At 72.5% G+C, this 16637-nt stretch carries 12 protein-coding genes and 1 riboswitch; of the genes, 6 read left to right on the forward strand and 6 right to left on the reverse strand.

Going from position 1 to position 16637, the window contains the following annotated elements:
- Nucleotides 1–1055: 1055 nt before the first annotated feature.
- From Ani05nite_RS31995 to Ani05nite_RS32005, 3 genes are all read right to left on the reverse strand, one after another.
- Nucleotides 1056–2477: a glycine hydroxymethyltransferase gene (locus tag Ani05nite_RS31995; protein WP_203774587.1), complete on the reverse strand. Its 1422-nt coding sequence runs from the start codon at nt 2475–2477 to the stop codon at nt 1056–1058.
- A gap of 19 nt (nt 2478–2496) precedes the next feature.
- Nucleotides 2497–2593: riboswitch (ZMP/ZTP riboswitch) on the reverse strand.
- A 24-nt stretch (nt 2594–2617) separates the two neighbouring features.
- Complete coding sequence (add, locus tag Ani05nite_RS32000; protein ID WP_203774588.1) at nt 2618–3547, reverse strand: adenosine deaminase; 930 nt, start codon at nt 3545–3547, stop codon at nt 2618–2620.
- A gap of 52 nt (nt 3548–3599) precedes the next feature.
- Nucleotides 3600–4565: a helix-turn-helix domain-containing protein gene (locus Ani05nite_RS32005; protein ID WP_203774589.1), complete on the reverse strand. Its 966-nt coding sequence runs from the start codon at nt 4563–4565 to the stop codon at nt 3600–3602.
- Nucleotides 4566–4624: 59 nt separating this feature from the next.
- On the opposite strand from Ani05nite_RS32005, the gene Ani05nite_RS32010 reads away from it, so the two are divergent.
- Complete coding sequence (locus tag Ani05nite_RS32010) at nt 4625–5833, forward strand: MFS transporter (protein WP_203774590.1); 1209 nt, start codon at nt 4625–4627, stop codon at nt 5831–5833.
- 229 nt (nt 5834–6062) lie between these two features.
- Complete coding sequence (gene erm / locus Ani05nite_RS32015) at nt 6063–6878, forward strand: ErmE/ErmH/ErmO/ErmR family 23S rRNA (adenine(2058)-N(6))-methyltransferase (protein ID WP_203774591.1); 816 nt, start codon at nt 6063–6065, stop codon at nt 6876–6878.
- On the opposite strand, the gene Ani05nite_RS32020 is transcribed toward erm, so the two are convergent.
- The gene (locus Ani05nite_RS32020) at nt 6826–8478 is read right to left on the reverse strand and encodes a methyl-accepting chemotaxis protein (RefSeq protein WP_203774592.1); all 1653 of its coding nucleotides are present in this window, start codon (nt 8476–8478) and stop codon (nt 6826–6828) included. The two genes, erm and Ani05nite_RS32020, sit on opposite strands and share 53 nt — an antisense overlap.
- 84 nt (nt 8479–8562) lie before the next feature.
- Nucleotides 8563–11523 carry a discoidin domain-containing protein gene (locus tag Ani05nite_RS32025; protein ID WP_203774594.1) on the reverse strand — a complete coding sequence of 987 codons (2961 nt, stop codon included), beginning with the start codon at nt 11521–11523 and terminating at the stop codon, nt 8563–8565.
- Nucleotides 11524–11960: 437 nt separating this feature from the next.
- Here Ani05nite_RS32025 and Ani05nite_RS32030 point away from each other — a divergent pair, with 437 nt between their 5' ends.
- Nucleotides 11961–12797, forward strand: coding sequence for a helix-turn-helix transcriptional regulator (locus tag Ani05nite_RS32030; protein WP_203774596.1), 837 nt, complete (start codon nt 11961–11963; stop codon nt 12795–12797).
- A 32-nt stretch (nt 12798–12829) separates the two neighbouring features.
- Nucleotides 12830–13588 carry an SDR family NAD(P)-dependent oxidoreductase gene (locus Ani05nite_RS32035; RefSeq protein ID WP_203774598.1) on the forward strand — a complete coding sequence of 253 codons (759 nt, stop codon included), beginning with the start codon at nt 12830–12832 and terminating at the stop codon, nt 13586–13588.
- Nucleotides 13589–13633: 45 nt separating this feature from the next.
- Here the strand turns inward: Ani05nite_RS32035 and Ani05nite_RS32040 are convergent, their stop codons facing one another.
- Nucleotides 13634–14437: an SDR family NAD(P)-dependent oxidoreductase gene (locus Ani05nite_RS32040; RefSeq protein ID WP_203774600.1), complete on the reverse strand. Its 804-nt coding sequence runs from the start codon at nt 14435–14437 to the stop codon at nt 13634–13636.
- A 121-nt stretch (nt 14438–14558) separates the two neighbouring features.
- On the opposite strand from Ani05nite_RS32040, the gene Ani05nite_RS32045 reads away from it, so the two are divergent.
- Nucleotides 14559–15743, forward strand: coding sequence for a zinc-dependent alcohol dehydrogenase (locus tag Ani05nite_RS32045; RefSeq protein ID WP_203774603.1), 1185 nt, complete (start codon nt 14559–14561; stop codon nt 15741–15743).
- A gap of 61 nt (nt 15744–15804) precedes the next feature.
- Nucleotides 15805–16302, forward strand: coding sequence for an LURP-one-related/scramblase family protein (locus tag Ani05nite_RS32050; protein ID WP_203774605.1), 498 nt, complete (start codon nt 15805–15807; stop codon nt 16300–16302).
- The last annotated feature ends 335 nt before the right edge of the window (nt 16303–16637 follow it).

The following is a 16637-nucleotide window of genomic DNA, read 5'->3' on the forward strand; positions in this document are numbered from 1 at the left end:
CGTGGCCCAGCTCGCTAACCGGGGCGAGCCGCGCTGCTGCCTCGATGTGACGGCGGCGATGGTCAGAACGCCCCTGCGCGAGTAGCCCGCTCGCCTGTACGGATCTTGTTGAGTCCGGGTGGAGTTTTCGGCCCGAGCGCACCAAGATCCGGCTGGAGAGACTGCGAGCCCGCTCGCACGCCCTCGCAATCTGCGCTTCTCACCGCTCGCACCGATGGCACGGCCCGCACCGCCGGCACCACCCGCACCACTCGCTCCACCCCGCACGGATCTTGGTGCAGTCGGGTGGGGTTTCTCGCCCGAGCGTTTCAAGATCCAGCTGGAGAGACCGCGAGCCCGCTCGCGCACCCGTGAAACCTGCGCTCTTCACCGCCAGCACCGACCGCACCACCGGCACCATGCACACCACCGGCACCACCGGCACCACCGATCTTGGTGCAGTCGGGTGGGGTTTCTCGCCCGAGCGCTTCAAGATCCAGCTGGAGAGACCGCGAGCCCGCTCGCGCACCCGTGAAACCTGCGCTCTTCACCGCCAGCACCGACCGCACCACCGGCACCATGCACACCACCGGCACCGCGCGCACCGCCCGCGCGGATCTTGGAGCAGTCGGGTGAGCTCTTCGGCCCGAACGCTTCAAGATCCAGCGAGGAGGGGAAGTCACGGTTCTCCGCCTCGGCGGCGAGGCGGAGAACCGCCTCCCGTCCCGGTAACCGGGCTGCAACCTGCGCCACCAGGTCCGCACGGCATACGGCGCCGCCCGCACAACCGGCGACGACGAGCACCCAGCCGGAACACCAACGAGCCGGGGAACGCCCGCGCCGAAACCAAGCTCGGACGACAAGCACCCACCCGAAACACCAACGAGCCGGGCAATGCCCACCCAGAAACCAAGCTCGACCGCCCGAAACAGCGCAAACCGCACCATGCACGCAGCAATCAGCGAGAGTAAGCCTGAAATCCCAGATGCCGTCCGGCCCGTTGGGCCGGGCGGCATCAATGCAATGAGCGAAAAGTCAGCACCATGCCCCCAGGCACGAGATGACCCAGCTCCTGATCAGGAAATGTCGACCGTCGGGTAGAGCGGGAAGTCCGCCAGCAACTCGGTCGCCTGCTTGGCCACCCGCTCCGACACCGCCGCGTCCAGGTCGAACTTCGCCTTCGACGCGCCGGCCCGGGTGCTGGTCAGCACCGTGTGCATGAGCTCGGCGATCTGGTCCATCTCGCCGGTGCCCAGGCCCCGGGTGGTCAGCGCCGGCGTGCCGATCCGGATGCCGGAGGTGTACCAGGCGCCGTTCGGGTCCTGCGGGATGGCGTTGCGGTTGGTGACGATGCCCGAGTCGAGCAGCGCCTGCTCGGCCTGGCGGCCGGTCAGGCCGTACTTGTCGACGTCGATCAGGACCAGGTGGTTGTCGGTGCCGCCGCTGACCACGGTGGCGCCCCGGCTGGTCAGGCCGGCCGCCAGGGCCTGCGAGTTGTCGACGATGCGCTGGGCGTAGTCGGCGAACTCGGGCCGGCGGGCCTCGGCGAAGGCCACCGCCTTGGCCGCCATGACGTGCGCCAGCGGGCCGCCGAGGACCATCGGGCAGCCGCGGTCGACCTGGTCGGCGAGTTCCGGCTGGCAGAAGACCGCGCCGCCGCGCGGGCCGCGCAGGCTCTTGTGGGTGGTCGTGGTGACGATGTGCGCGTTCGCGATCGGGTCGAAGTCGCCGGTGAAGACCTTGCCCGCGACCAGCCCGGCGAAGTGCGCCATGTCGACCATGAAGGTCGCGCCGACCTCGTCGGCGATCTCCCGCATGATGCGGAAGTTCACCTTGCGGGGGTACGCCGAGTAGCCGCCCACGATGACCAGCGGCCGGAACTCCTTGGCCGACTCGCGCAGCGCCGCGTAGTCGATCTGGCCGGTGGCCGCGTCGACGCCGTAGCTGCGCTGGTCGAACATCTTGCCGGAGATGTTCGGCCGGAAGCCGTGGGTGAGGTGGCCGCCCGCGTCCAGGCTCATGCCGAGCATCCGCTGGTTGCCGAAGGCGGCCCGCAGCTCGGCCCACTCGGCGTCGGTCATGTCGTTGACGTTGCGCTTCTGCACCTTGGCCAGCGCCGGCGCCTCGACCCGGTCGGCCAGGATCGCCCAGTAGGCGACCAGGTTGGCGTCGATGCCCGAGTGCGGCTGGACGTAGGCGTAGGGCGCGTTGAACAGGGCCTTGCCGTGCTCGACGGCGATCGCCTCGACGGTGTCGACGTTCTGGCAGCCGGCGTAGAAGCGGCGGCCGATCGTGCCCTCGGCGTACTTGTCGGAGAGCCAGTTGCCCATGGCGAGCAGGACGGCCGGGGACGCGTAGTTCTCGGAGGCGATCAGCTTCAGGGACTCACGCTGGTCCGTCAGCTCCTGGGCGATCGCGTCGGCGATGCGGGGCTCGACGGCGCGGACCGCTTCCAGGGCGGAGCGGAACGCGGTCGATTCGGCGTTCAGTGCAGACATCGGACCTCCCTATCACAGGTGAAGAGGCCCAGGCGCACGGCAGGTCGTCCTCGAAGTCGGACGGGGCCGCTCCCCGATGGTTGGCCCATCCGAACGCGCCAGTCACGGCCCGCCGCCCAGCATACCGGCGCGGCGGTAGGTCACAAACGCGCGAGGCGCTCCTTCGTCCGCCGGTCGCAGAGGGCGCCGGCGAGCCCGGCCGACCAGGCCGCCTCCGGGGTGATCCCGAGCCGCGCGGCCAGGGCGTACTCGGTGCTCAGGTCGGTGCCGAACAGCGCCGGGTCGTCGGTGGAGACCGAGCAGCGCACCCCGGCCGCGGCGAGCCGGCTGATCGGGTGGTCGGCGGCCGTGGCGTGGCCGAGCCGGATGTTGGAGGTCGGGCAGACGTCCAGCACGATGCCCCGGGCGGCCAGTTCGGCCGTCAGCTCCGGGTCCGCCACCGCGCTGATGCCGTGCCGGATGCGGGCCGCGCCCATCCGCAGGGCGGAGCGCACCGACTCCGGCCCGGCCGCCTCCCCGGCGTGCGGCACCAGGCCGAGCCCGCCGTCCGCGGCGTACCGCATCGCCGGCTCGTACGGCCCGTCCGGGAACCGGCCCTCGAAGCCGGCCAGGCCGAAGCCGACCACCCCGCGGTCGCGGAAGCGCACCGCGGCCCGGGCGACCCGCAGGCCGAATTCGGGGTCCGCGCCGCGGTACTGCTCGGGGGTGAGCCGGACGATGACGCCGTGGGTCTGCTCGGCCTCGGCGGCGCCGTCGCAGTAGCCCTCGAAGACGGTGTCCAGGCCGATCTCGGCGACCAGGGCGGGGTCCGGGGTGAAGATGCCCTCCAGGTAGGCCGCGCCGTGCCCGGCCGCCTCCCCGGCGTAGTCGACGACGATCCGCCGGAAGTCGGCGGCCGTCCGCAGGCAGTCGGTGGTCAGGTTCCACACCTCGATGAAGTGGCCGAAGTCCCGGAAGGCGGGCAGTTCCCGCGGGTCCCACGGCAGCGGCCGGCGGTTGCGCCGGGCGATCGCGAGCAGCGTCGCCGGGCGCACCGAGCCCTCGAAGTGCACGTGCAGCTCGATCCGCATCGGGCCAGTCTCCCGACGCCCGCTGAGACGGGCCTGAGGCGAGCCCGTCGGGTCACGACGCGGGGTCGTCCGCCGCCAGCTCGTCGCCCAGCTCGGTGCGGTAGTACAGCACCGAGCGGCCGGCCCGGCGCCGCCGCACCAGCCGGGCCTCGAGCAGCACCCGCAGGTGGTTGCCGACCGAGCCCAGGCCGTGACCGGTCACCGCGACGAGCTGGGTGGTGCTCATCGGGGCGGCCAGCGCGGCCAGGATCGTCGCCCGGCCGGGGCCGATCAGCCGGGCCAGCGCGTCCGGCGCGGTGACCAGCTGGGCCGCGAGCAGGCCGGCGCAGGGATAGACGATGGAGAAGCGGTGCGGCGGGTCCCAGCCGACCCAGCCGCCGCGGGTCGTGGTCGGGATGAACAGCAGGGTCGCGTCGCGCAGGTCGCGCGGCGGGAAGGCGTACCCGTTGATCTGGAGCCGCCCCTCGCCCAGCCACCGCATCCCCGGCCGCAGGCCGCCGAGCGCGGCCGCCCACCCGCCGGCGCTCAGGTCGCGGGTGCGCGCCACGATGTCCGCCTCGAAGGCGTGCGCCCGGCGCGGCCAGTCGGGCCGCACGGCCGTCTCCCACACCCAGGTGAGCAGGCCGGCGACGGACCCGGCCAGCCCGGGCCGGCGCAGGACCGCGGCCGGTTCCCGGCCGCCGAGGCAGACCGCGAGGTCGGCCAGCAGGACCTCGTCGGGGGTACGCCGCAAGCGCCCCAGCTCGTCGGCGAAGTCCCGCTCGTCGTCGCCGGGCGGCGTGCACAGGAAGTCCGCCACCCAGAACGGCACCACGGCGGAACGGGCGAAGGCCGCCTCGACCGGGTTCCGGGCCAGCCGCTCCCGGAACGCCGCGCGCAGGCCGGCGACGTCGCTCAGCTGCCCCGGGGCGGCCGGACGGCCGAGCAGGACGAGCAGCGCGGCGACCGTCTCGGCGAACGCGGACACCCGGAACCGGCTGCGGGCCAGCACATCCGCGTCGACCAGCCACTCGCTCATGTTTCGCCTCCCCGCGAAACTCTAGGGGCGCCGGCCGGCCCCCGCCCAGACTGCCGATCATGCGTACGTACCGCGAGCTGTTCCGGACGCCGGGCTTCCCGCCGCTGTTCGCCCTGACCGCGACGCAGATCGCGGCGGGCACGCTGAGCAGCCTGGCCCTCGGCACGCTGATCTACGCCCGCACCGGCTCGCCGCTGCTGGCCGCGCTGAGCATGTTCGGCTCGTCGTTCGCCCAGGTCGTCGGCGCGACGCTGCTGATGTCGGCGGCGGACCGGCTGCGGCCGCGGGCGGCGCTGACGCTGGTGGCGCTGACCTTCGGCGTGGTCAACCTGGTGCTGGCGGTCCCCGGCCTGCCGCTGGCCGTGTCGTTCGCGCTGCTGCTGGTCACGGGCCTGGCCGCCGCGCTGGGCGGCGGCGTGCGGTACGGCCTGCTCGGCGAGATCCTGCCGCCCGGCGGGTACATCCTGGGCCGCTCGCTGCTCACCATGGTGGACGGCGCGATGCAGATCGCCGGTTTCGCCGCCGGCGGGCTGCTCATCGTGCTGCTGTCGGCGCGGGCCGCCCTGGTGCTCGGTGGCGTGCTCTGCCTCGGCGCCGCGCTGATCGGCCGGCTGGGGCTCGCCGACCGGCCGCCCCGCGCCACCGGCCGCCCCTCGGTGCGGGTCACCTGGCGGGTCAACCGGCGGCTCTGGGCCTCCCCCGCGCGGCGGCCCTTGTTCCTGTCCCTGTGGGTGCCGAACGGGCTGGTGGTGGGGGCGGAGGCGCTGTTCGTGCCGTACGCGCCGAGGACGGCGGGGGCGCTGTTCGTGGCGGGCGCGCTCGGCATGATCGCGGGCGATCTCGGCGTGGGCCGGCTGGTCCCGCACCGGCTGCGGCCCCGGCTGGTGACCCCGCTGCGGTTCCTGCTGGCCGCCCCGTACCTGTTGTTCGCCCTGCCGCTGCCCGCGCCGGTCGCGACGCTGCTGGTGGCGGTCGCCTCGACCGGCTACGGCGCGGGCCTGCTGCTGCAGGAACGGTTGATCGCCCACACCGACGAGACGATGCGCGGGCAGGCGCTGGGGCTGAACTCGTCGGCCATGATGACGATGCAGGCGGTGGGCGCGACGAGCGCCGGCCTGCTGGCCCAGCGCCTGCCGCCCGGCCCGGCAATGGCCGTGATGGGTGCGTTGTCGCTGCTGGTCACCGCCGCGCTGAGCCGGGGACTGCGGCTGTCCGACCCGGCGCGGGCCGCGGAAAAGGGCGTGCCCGATGCCGCCGGCCGCGGCTAGGGTCGCCGCATGCCAACGACGCATGCTCTCCTCGGCCGGGCCTCGACGCCCGTGGCGCGGGGACCGCTGCACTCGTCCCGCCTGCGCTTGCGGCGTCGCGCCCTGCGCCGCCGCGCCGGCTAGAGACCGCCTGCCGCGCCAGGGCCCTCCGCGTCCACTTCCTCCGGACGGGCCTCGATGACGCCTGTCCGCGTTCGCCGCCGGTTCGGCGGCAGACAGGACCACGGCCATGGCACCACCGAGACGAGAACACACCCGCGCGCGCCGGGCGTTCGGGCAGAACTTCCTCAGCGATCCCCGGCAGGTACGCCGGCTGGCCGCGGTCGCCGGCATCCGGCCCGGTGACCTGGTGTACGAGGTGGGCGCCGGTCGCGGCACGCTCACCGGCGAACTGGCCCGGCGCACCGCGAACCTGGTCGCGTACGAGGTGGACCCGCAGGTGGCGGCCGGGCTGCCGGAGCTGCCCGGGGTCACCGTGCGGGTCGCGGACTTCCTGCGCGCCGAGCCCCCGGACCGGCCGTTCGGGGTGGTCGGCAACATCCCGTACGGGCTGACGTCGGCGGTCGTGGACTGGTGTCTGCGCGCCGACACCCTGACCGCGGCCACCCTGCTGACCCAGCTCGAGTACGCCCGCAAACGCACCGGCGACTACGGGCGGTGGACCCGGCTGACGGTGCGCACCTGGCCGCTCGTGCGCTGGACCCTGGCGGGCCGGATCCCCCGTTCGGCGTTCCGCCCGGCGCCCAGGGTCGACGGCGGCATCCTGCGGCTGGAGCGGCGACCGGCGCCGCTGGTGGAGCCGCCGGCCCTGCCCGCGTACCGCAGCTTCGTCGAGACCGGTTTCACCGGCGCCGGCGGCTCGCTGCACGCCTCGCTGTCCCGGCGGTACGGCGACCGCCGGGTGGCCGCGGCGTTCCGGGCGGCGCGGCTGGCGACCGGCGTGCCGGTGGGCCTGGTCTGGCCCGAGCAGTGGCTGACGTTGTTCCGGCTGATCAGACCCGGAAGCGTTCCGCCACCACCCGCAGCTCCTCGGCCACCCCGTTGAGCTGGGACACCGCGGCGTCCGCCTCGACCAGCGTGCTGCTGGTCTGCTCGGCCGAGTGGGCCACCCCGTTGATGTTGGTGGCGATGGTCGAGCTGCCCTCGGCCGCCTCGCCGATGCTGCGGCTCATCTCGGCCGTCGTCGCCGTCTGCTCCTCCACCGCCGAGGCGATGGTGACCTGGTAGTCGTTGATCCGCTGGATGATCTGCGAGATCTCGCCGATCGCCTCGACCGCGCTGGAGGTGTCGGCCTGGATCGTCTCGACCCGCCGGGAGATGTCCTCGGTGGCCCGGGCGGTCTCCTGGGCCAGGTCCTTGACCTCGCTGGCCACCACGGCGAAGCCCTTGCCCGCGTCGCCCGCGCGGGCCGCCTCGATGGTGGCGTTCAGGGCCAGCAGGTTGGTCTGCTCGGCGATCGCGGTGATCACCTTGACCACGTCGCCGATCTCGGCGGACGAGGTGCCCAGCTTGGCCACGGTGTCGTTGGTGCTCTGCGCGACGCCGACGGCGCTGGAGGCGACCTGCGCCGCGTCGTTGGCGTTCTGCGCGATCTCGCGGATGGAGGCGCCCATCTCGTCGCTGCCGGCCGCGACCGACTGCACCGAGCCGGAGACGTCGCCGGCCGCCGCGGCGACCAGCCCGGCCTGCGCGGCGGCCTCGCGGGCGCTCTCGCCGATCCGCGCGGTGACGCCGGTGAGCTGCTGGGTGCTGGCCCCCAGGTTGTGGGCGCCGGTGGTCAGCGAGCCGACCGTGGCGCGCAACCCGTCCCGGGCCCGGTTGACGGCCATGGCCATCAGGCCCAGTTCGTCGCGGGAGCGCACCTCGGCGGCGATGGTCAGGTTGTTGTCGGCCACCGCGCCCAGCGCGGTCACCACCGTGGCCAGCTGCTGCTTGATCAGCCTGAGCACCAGCAGCGCGATGGCGGCGGCCAGCAGCACGCCGCCGATCAGCGCGGCGATCATGATGGCGCGGGCCTCGCGGAACTCGTCGTCGGCCTCCTGGGCCAGGGTGTCGGCCTCGGTGTCCTCGAGCTTCTGGAGGTCGGCCACGGCGGTGTTCATCGCGCCCTCGACGCTGTTGAACTCGCTGAGGATCTTCTCGGGCGCCGGGAGGGTGTAGCCGGGCGCGATAGGCTCCTGGAACAGCACGGTGTCGCGCAGCGCGCGGTAGTGCTTCACCGCCTCGGTGAAGGTGGCCAGGCTCCCCGCCCGCGCGGACGAGTCGGCGGCGATGGCCGAGTAGGCGCTCAGCGCGCTGTCGATCTTGGTGTCCGCGGCGCTGACGGCGTCCCGGCCCAGCTTCTTGCCGGCGGCGTCGGCGCCGATCTGGTAGAGCAGCATGCCGCGGAACATCTCGGCGATGCCACCGCGCAGCTCGGCGACCTGCTGCAGGCTGTCGACGTGGTAGGTCTTCATCTGGGTCAGGTCGTCGCGCATCTCCGAGATCCGGAAGATGCCGAGACCGCCGACCACCACGGCGACGACGGCCATCGCGACCACAGCGACCACGTTCTTCACCGCCAGGCTGCGGTCGGCCAGCACTCCCGTGATCGGGCTGCGTTTGACCGTGACCCGATCGGGGCCGTTCGGCTGTGCACTCGGCATCCTCGCCCACCTTCCGCTCGCGATAGATCATCGCTCCGCAGACGGAGGAAACGGGGCAAAATGCGAAACCTGGTCAGACAGCGGTCACCGGACGACCAGCTCGACCAGCTCGGCATCTCCCGGGCGCCATCCCTCGACCGCCACTGCCACGTAACGGGCCGACCCGGCGAGCGGCGCGTACGTCAGGCCGTCCCGCGAGGCCTCCACCCGCACCGGGCGGCGCCGTCCGCGGGACCAGGTCAGGCGCACGTCGGCCACCGCGGTCACGGCGCCCAGGTCGACGACCATCCGGCCGGAACCACCCGGGCGCCAGGTGGTGCGTGGATCGCCGTCCACCGCGCGGGCGGGGGCCGACATGCCCTCCGGCAGCGGCGAGGTGGGGAACGTCGTGCGGCCGCGGGCCAGGTCGGCCGTCGGCGTCACCGGGGCGCCCGGCACGGTGACGGCCCGAGACCGGCCCGCGCGTACGCGCACGGTCCTGGACCACGACCCGGCCCGCAGGGTGACCACGACCTTGCGTCCCGCCGGCGCGGTGACCGTCAGGTGGTGCGAGTCGGCCACCTCGAGCCGGGTGCCGTCGGGCATCCGGTCGTCGACCGTGAAGCGGGGCGGCTCGACCACCGCGGTGCCGCCGGCCAGGCTGACCGTCCAGTCCAGCCCGCGGCCCCGGACCACCTGCGTGCCGCGGTAGAGCCGCCGGGCGGAGGGGATGCGGACGGCGGTGGCCGTCACCGGGCGGGCCCCGAGATTGAACACGCTGAGATAGCCGTCGGCGTCGCTGACGAGCAGCCCGCGGCCGGTGGGCAGCGGGCGGGCGGCCAGGGCGGCCAGATCGCCCCGCTGGCCCGGATACCCCTCGATGACCGGCGCGGGCGCGGTCACGCCGGTCGCGCTCACCACGATCCGGCGCTTCCCGCCGTGCGTGACCAGGCCGGCTCGGCCGTCGATGCCGACCCAGCCGGTCGTCGACCGGGTCTGCGGCACGGCCACCGCGTCGGCCCAGGTCACCCCGTCGGTCGAGGTCTGGATCACGAAGCTCTTGCCGTACGCCGCCTCCCACAGGATGCGCACCCCGGCCACCCGTACGGCGGAGCCCAGGTCGACGGCGAGCCAGCTGTCGGCCCGTCCCCGCTCCTCCCGGGCCACGGCCCAGCGGGTCTCCGGGTTGCCGTCGGTGGCGTTGCGGGCCGGGTTCCAGATGTCCTCCGACGACGCGGTGGGCATCGCGCCCTGGGCCAGGTCGGCGCCGCTGGTGTCGAGCACGGAGAAGGTCCAGACGGAGTAGCCGTACTCGGTGCCGGGCTCGCGGCCCAGCATCCGGACCCAGCGGGCGTCGCGCGGGGCGAACGTGATGTCCCCGTCGCCCCGCTCGTCCAGCAGCACCGACCCGCTCGCCGTGGTGAACGAGCGGCTGCCGGAGAGCCCCGGCACGCCCGGCATCTCGAGGTTGAACAGCGAGAGCCGGCCCTCCCCGGGCAGGCCGGTGCTCGCGTAGACGACCGCGCCGGTGGGCAGCGTGGCGAAACCCGCCCGCCCGCCGGCGACGGCCAGCACGGTCGCGGTCGCGTCGACCCCGTCGCGGACCCGGCTCCACGCCCGGCTCCAGCGGGCGGTGGGAGCGGCGCCCGCCGGCAGGAAGGCCGGTTCGCGGGTGTCGATCAGCCAGTTGTCGTGGCCCGGCTGCCAGAGGAAGTTGACGAAGCCGGTCCGGGTGACCGCCGCCGCGAAGGCCCGCTCCGACTGGTGGGCGGTCAGGCCGATCTCGCGGCCGAAGTCGCGGGTGCCGGCGGCCCGGTGGAAGAACTCGGCCTTGCTCACCGGCGCGACCGGCCGGTCGCGCAGCCGGTGGAAGAGGTACGCGATGGCCAGCTCGGCGCGGGCCTCCGGCTCGTACTTGTCCTCGCCGCTGAACTTGGTGAGCTGGAACTCCGGCTCGTAGCGCAGGTAGGGCACCAGGCGTTCGGCCAGGTCGGCCTCGGCGCGGGCCGCGTCCCGGTCGCCCTGCACCTGAGCGAGGAACGCGAGCGGGAGGATGTCGCGGCCGTACAGGTGGTAGCGGTCGGACACCATCGGCATGACCGGTTCGCCGGCGTCGCTGGCCAGCAGGCGCAGGGTGGCCCAGAGCTCGGCGCCGTTGGGCTGGTGGGTGAGCACCTCGGGCAGCGGCCGGCCGGCGACCATGAAGTGGATCGCCGCGCGGCCGGCGGTCCGCCAGAGCTCGGCCTGGTAGTGCGGGTGGACCGAGCCGTGGTTCTCCACCACGAAGGTGTCGTGCAGGTTGTGCGCGGTGGCCCGCTGGTCGATCCGTTCCCCGTCCACGCCGGCCGGGTTGGCCAGGTCGGCGGCGGGCAGCCCGCTCGCGTTGGTCGCCCAGAGCAGGAAGCGTTCCCGCCAGCCCTCGGCGGCCTCGTCGTCGCCGGCCCAGGCCAGCCCGGGCGCGATGGCCTGGGCGTAGACGCCCATCTCCTCGAGCTTGGTGTCGCCGCGCCAGCCGCCCGACGTGCCGTTGGGCGTCCAGTCGCCGCTGAGCGGGTCGTCGTCGGAGACCAGCCCGTACGCGTACGAGGCCTGGCCCACCGCGATCGACTGCACGTTGCGCCGGGTCTGCGCGTCCAGGTCGGACCAGAGCAGCCGGGCGGCGAGCACGAAGTACAGCTCGAAGGTCGAGTCCCAGAACAGCCGGCGACCCCACTCGACGCCGCCGGCGAACCGGTTGCTCGCGGCGAAGCGCTGGATGGTGGCGACCGTCCTGGCCTTCAACGTGTCGGCGTCGACGCCGGCCACGCCCGCGTCGTAGTCGTTCATTCCCAGCAGGACGGCGTTGCCCAGGACCGCGGTGAAGCGGAAGTCCTCGGCACGGTAGGCGCCGGTCCCGCTGTCCCACTGCTCCTCGACCCACCGTGTGTGCAGGTGCAGCAACTTACGGTAGATGTCCGCGACCGGGTCGGGTGCGGCCGCCGACGCCGGCCGGGGCAGGCCGACGGCGCCGCCGATGCCGCTGACGCCGGCCAGCGCGAGGAGCTGACGACGGGACAGTGCGAGCAAGGGACCTCCACGGCAGAACAGGATGCCCTGGACAGCCTTCGCGTCCGCCCCAAAGACTGTCAAATCACCTTTCGGCCACGAGGGCTCTCGATGCGGACCGAGCGACCAGCATGCCCGACGGGAGCGCTTTGAACCCGGCCGGCGAGACCCACTTCACTGCGCACCGGGCGACCGGGGCCGCGGAGTTCCGGAACCAGGATTACTTGCGTGTTAACTAATGCATCGATGAAACTGACAGCACCGTCCCCACAGCACGTCCCCCTGACCGATGGCGCCGGCTCCACCCGAGGCCGGCGCCTCGGCTTGTCCAGGGACTGATGATCCCCTGATGAACGGTTCCTTCATCCGGCCCGCGCCCCCTGCGAATCTCTTCTCAGCAGCCGCCGAGAAGGGAGTCACCATGAGGGACCTGTCCGCAGATGCAGGAAGATAAGGCCGTGGACCGCGCCCAGCTGGCCGACTTCCTGCGTACTCGCCGGGAGGCGCTGCAACCGGAGGACGTCGGGCTGCCCCGGGGGCCGCGCCGGCGCACCGGCGGCCTGCGCCGGGAGGAGGTCGCCGCCCTGTGCGGCATGTCGGCCGACTACTACAGCCGGATCGAGCAGCAGCGCGGCCCGCACCCGTCCGAGCAGATGCTCGCGGCGATCGCCCGCGGCCTGCACCTGAGCCTCGAGGAACGCGACCACCTGTTCCGCATCGCCGGGCACGCCACGCCGGGGCGGGTGCACCGGGCCGACCACATCAACCCCGGCATCATGCGCATCCTGGACCGGCTGGCCGACACGCCCGCCCAGGTCATGAGCAGCCTGGGCGAGACGCTGCGGCAGACCCGGCCGGCGGTCGCGCTGCTCGGCGACGACCTGCGCTGGACCGGCCTGGCCCGGTGCATGGTCTACCGCTGGTTCACCGAACCGCAGGCCCGGTCGGTGTACCCCGAGGCGGACCACGAGCTGCACGGGCGGGTCTTCACCGCGCAGCTCCGGCGGGTCTACACCCGCGAGGGCAAGGGCTCGCGCGCCGCGGCCGTGGTGGCGGAGCTGCTGGCGGCCAGCCCGGAGTTCGCGAAGGTGTGGGCCGAGCACGACGTCACCACGCGCCACCTGGACCAGAAACGGATCGCCCACCCGCAGCTCGGCGTGCTCGAGCTGCACTGCCAGACCCTGGTCGACCCCGACCAGTCGCAGACGTTGCTGGTGTTCACCGCCGTGCCGGGCTCGGAGAGCTACGAGAAGCTCCAGCTGCTCTCGGTCATCGGCGACCAGCGCCTCCCGTAAAAGCCTCGCAAGAGCCGTCGAAAGGCCCCCTCATGTCGAAAATCGCCCTGATCACCGGCGGCAACCGCGGCCTCGGCCGCAGCACCGCCCTCGCGCTGGCCGGCGCCGGCGTGGACGTCGTCCTCACGTACCGGTCGAACGCCACCGAGGCCGCCGAGGTGGTGGACGAGATCAAGCGGCTCGGCCGCACCGCGGTGGCCCTGCCGCTGGACGCCGGCCGGGTGGAGACGTTCGACGACTTCGCCGCCGCGGTCGGCGCCGCCCTGCGCGAACACTGGGACCGCGACACGTTCGACTACCTGGTCAACAACGCCGGCGTCGGGCTGGCCGCCTCGATCGCCGAGACCACCGAGGAGATGTTCGACGAGCTGCTGAACGTGCACTTCCGCGGGGTCTTCTTCCTGACCCGGCGGCTGCTGCCGGTGATCGCCGACCACGGAAAGATCATCAACCTGTCGACCGGGCTGGCCCGCTTCTCCGGCGACGGGGTCTACGCGGCCTACGCGTCGATGAAGGGCGCGGTCGAGGTCTTCACCCGCTACCTGGCCAAGGAGGTCGGCCCCCGGGGCATCACGGCCAACGTGGTGGCGCCGGGACCGGTCGGCACCGACTTCGGCGGTGGCGTGCTGCGCGACAACGAGCAGGTCCGGGCCCACCTCAGCGGCCAGAACGCGATGGGCCGGATGGGCCGCCCGCAGGACATCGGCGGGTTCATCACCACGCTGCTGACCGGGGAGACCGGCTGGGTCACCGCCCAGCGCATCGAGGCGTCGGGCGGCATGCTGATCTGAGCCGGGCCGGTGGCGGGGCGCACTGCCCCGCCACCGGCGGCGTGCTCACTCGCCCGAACCGGGCTCGGCCATCTTGCGGTGCATCTGCGCCTTGGCGCTGTCCGGCATCACCTTGGACGCCGCGGCCTGGACCTTGGTCTTCACCGAACCGGCGACGACCTTCTCCTCGCCCTTCATCAGCGCCTCGAAGCCCTGCTTGGCGACCACCGCGGGGTCGTCCTTCTCGCTCGCGCCGACCTTGGTGTCGTCCATCTCGGCGCGGTGGAAGAAGTTGGTGTCGGTCGGCCCCGGCATCAGCGCGGTCACCGTGACCCCGGTGTCCTTCAGCTCGTTGCGCAGCGCCTCGGCGAACGACTGCACGAACGACTTGGACGCGTTGTAGACGGCCTGGTAGGTGCCCGGCATCATCGACGCGATCGACGACGTGAACAGCACCCGCCCGGCGCCGCGGGCCACCAGGTCCGGCAGCACCCGCTTGGCCAGGTGCACGGTCGACGTCACGTTGACGTCGATCACGTTCAGCTCCTCGCGCAGGTCGGTCTGGCTGACGAAGTCGCCGCCGATGCCGCGGCCCGCGTTGATCGCGATCGCGTCGACCGGCCGCCCGGTGGCCAGGATCGCCGCGTAGAGCTCCTCCACACCGTCGAAGGTCGCCAGGTCCGCCCGTACCGTGACCACCTCGTGCTGCCCGTCGCGGCGCAGATCGGCCGCCGCCTGCTCGATGCCCTCGTCCTCGGCGGTCATCAGCACGTCGTAGCCGTTCTGCACGAACTGCTTGGCCAGTTCGTAGCCGATGCCGCTGGACGCGCCCGTGACCACCGCGAAGTTCCGGCCCGTGGGTCCCGTCATGGTTGTCCCCTCCTCGATCGATGATTCCGAGATGCCCGGGCGTCGGCGGGATAACCACGAATATCCCGGCCGGCAGTGGGCACCTTCTTCAGGGACAACACCGAAGCGGAGGCGCAAGGTTATGCGAGCACTCACCTGGCAGGGCACGTCCAAGGTGTCGGTCGAGACGGTTCCGGACCCCAAGATCCAGGAGCCGACGGACGCGATCGTCCGGATGACGTCGACCGCCATCTGCGGATCCGATCTGCACCTCTACGACGTGCTCGGCATGTACCTCGACAAGGGCGACATCCTCGGTCACGAGCCGATGGGCATCGTGGAGGAGGTCGGCGCCGAGGTCACCCACATCAAGCCCGGCGACCGCGTGGTGGTGCCGTTCAACATCTCCTGCGGGCGCTGCTGGATGTGCAGCCGCGGCTTCTTCGCCCAGTGCGAGACCACCCAGGTCAAGGAGCACGGCAAGGGCGCGTCGCTGTTCGGCTACACCAAGCTTTACGGCCAGGTGCCCGGCGGCCAGGCGGAGTACCTGCGGGTCCCGCAGGCGCACTTCGGACCGATCAAGGTGCCGGAGGGCCACCCGGACGAGCGTTACCTGTTCCTGTCCGACGTGCTCACCACGTCCTGGCAGGCCGCCCAGTGGGCCGACATCACCCCGGGCGGCACGGTGTTCGTGACCGGCCTGGGCCCGATCGGCCAGATGACCGCCCGGATCGCGCGGCACCTGGGCGCCGGCCGGGTCATCGCCACCGACAACGTCCCCGAGCGGCTCGCCATGGCCGCCCGGCACGGCATCGAGACGATCAACTTCGACGAGGTCGACGACGTGCCGGCCGCGGTGCTGGAGCTGACCTCGGGCCGGGGCGCGGACAGCGTGGTCGAGGCGGTCGGCATGGAGGCGCACGGCACCCCGTTCCAGGAGTTCGCCCAGAAGGCTGCCGGCCTGCTGCCCGACGCGGTCGCGCGCAAGGCGATCGACACCGCCGGGGTGGACCGGATGGGGGCCCTGCGCACGGCGTTCGCCGCGGTCCGCCGGGCCGGCACGGTCTCGATCATCGGCGTGTACGGCGGCCAGGCCGACCCGTTCCCGATGTTCGACCTGTTCGACAAGGGCGTGACCCTGCGGATGGGCCAGGCGCACGTCAAGCAGTGGGTGGACGACATCCTGCCGCTGCTGACCGGCGACGACGACCCGCTGGGGGTCGACGACCTGACCACCCACCGGGTGCCGCTGGAGGAAGCGCCGCAGGCGTACGACATGTTCAAGAAGAAGGAGGACGGCTGCATCAAGGTCGTCCTGAAGCCGTGAGCCGCGGCGGCGCCGGCTCAACGACGAGCCGGTGCCGCCGCCACGGGGCACAATCGGGCCCATGTATGTGATCAGAGAGAAGTTCTTCTCCATCGGCGACGACTTCGACGTCCTCGACGAGCACGGCAGCAAGGTCCTGCACGTCGACGGCAAGGTCTTCAGCGCCCGCGACAAGGTGGTCATCGAGGACCTGACCGGCGCCGAGGTGGCCAGCGTCCACCGGCAGCTGGTGGCGATGCGCCCGACGTACGAGATCCGGATCGGCGGCGAGAAGGCCGCGGAGGTCCGCAAGAACCTGTTCACGCCGTTCCGGGACAAGTTCACCATCGACGTGCCGGGTCCCGACGACCTCACGATGAAGGGCGACCTGCTCGACCACGAGTACGTGATCGAACGCGACGGCCGGGACGTGGCCACGGTGTCGAAGCGCTGGCTGACGGTCCGGGACACGTACGCCGTACAGGTGGCCGAGGGCGAGAACGCGCTGCTCATCATCGCCGGCGTGCTGGCCCTGGATCTGGCCCTGACCAGGGAGGAGAAGAAGCACAAGGACGAGTAGCTTCCCAATTACAGAAAGTCACTCATACTTTCGGCTAGTCATCTATGGTCCGCTCGGCTAAGGTCGTCATAACCGAACGGCCCAGCACGCGTGGGCAACGGAGATCGTCGATCTCCGTCGCCCGCGAAGCAGATAGCGATACCTTGCCCGACCGGGCCCGGTGCAAACCGGGCCGGCTCTCCGGACAGGTGCCAGGAAGGACCACGAGATGACTGCCACACAGACGGACAAGGTTTCGGAGACGAAGCCGACGATCAGCGAGGCGCCGGAGGACAGCGCCGCCGATCTCCTGAATGCGATGGCTGCCATGCCCGTCGGCCACCCGTCCCGCGCGT

Source organism: Actinoplanes nipponensis (assembly GCF_016862275.1).
In the GTDB taxonomy this organism is placed as follows: domain Bacteria; phylum Actinomycetota; class Actinomycetes; order Mycobacteriales; family Micromonosporaceae; genus Actinoplanes; species Actinoplanes nipponensis.

What these genes read in the sequence shown, in the direction of transcription:
- Ani05nite_RS31995 (WP_203774587.1), bottom strand. Translation starts at nt 2,477, where the DNA reads ATGTCTGCACTGAACGCCGAATCGACCGCGTTCCGCTCCGCCCTGGAA.
- add (WP_203774588.1), bottom strand. Translation starts at nt 3,547, where the DNA reads ATGCGGATCGAGCTGCACGTGCACTTCGAGGGCTCGGTGCGCCCGGCG.
- Ani05nite_RS32005 (WP_203774589.1), bottom strand. Translation starts at nt 4,565, where the DNA reads ATGAGCGAGTGGCTGGTCGACGCGGATGTGCTGGCCCGCAGCCGGTTC.
- Ani05nite_RS32010 (WP_203774590.1), top strand. Translation starts at nt 4,625, where the DNA reads ATGCGTACGTACCGCGAGCTGTTCCGGACGCCGGGCTTCCCGCCGCTG.
- erm (WP_203774591.1), top strand. Translation starts at nt 6,063, where the DNA reads ATGGCACCACCGAGACGAGAACACACCCGCGCGCGCCGGGCGTTCGGG.
- Ani05nite_RS32020 (WP_203774592.1), bottom strand. Translation starts at nt 8,478, where the DNA reads ATGCCGAGTGCACAGCCGAACGGCCCCGATCGGGTCACGGTCAAACGC.
- Ani05nite_RS32035 (WP_203774598.1), top strand. Translation starts at nt 12,830, where the DNA reads ATGTCGAAAATCGCCCTGATCACCGGCGGCAACCGCGGCCTCGGCCGC.
- Ani05nite_RS32040 (WP_203774600.1), bottom strand. Translation starts at nt 14,437, where the DNA reads ATGACGGGACCCACGGGCCGGAACTTCGCGGTGGTCACGGGCGCGTCC.
- Ani05nite_RS32045 (WP_203774603.1), top strand. Translation starts at nt 14,559, where the DNA reads ATGCGAGCACTCACCTGGCAGGGCACGTCCAAGGTGTCGGTCGAGACG.
- Ani05nite_RS32050 (WP_203774605.1), top strand. Translation starts at nt 15,805, where the DNA reads ATGTATGTGATCAGAGAGAAGTTCTTCTCCATCGGCGACGACTTCGAC.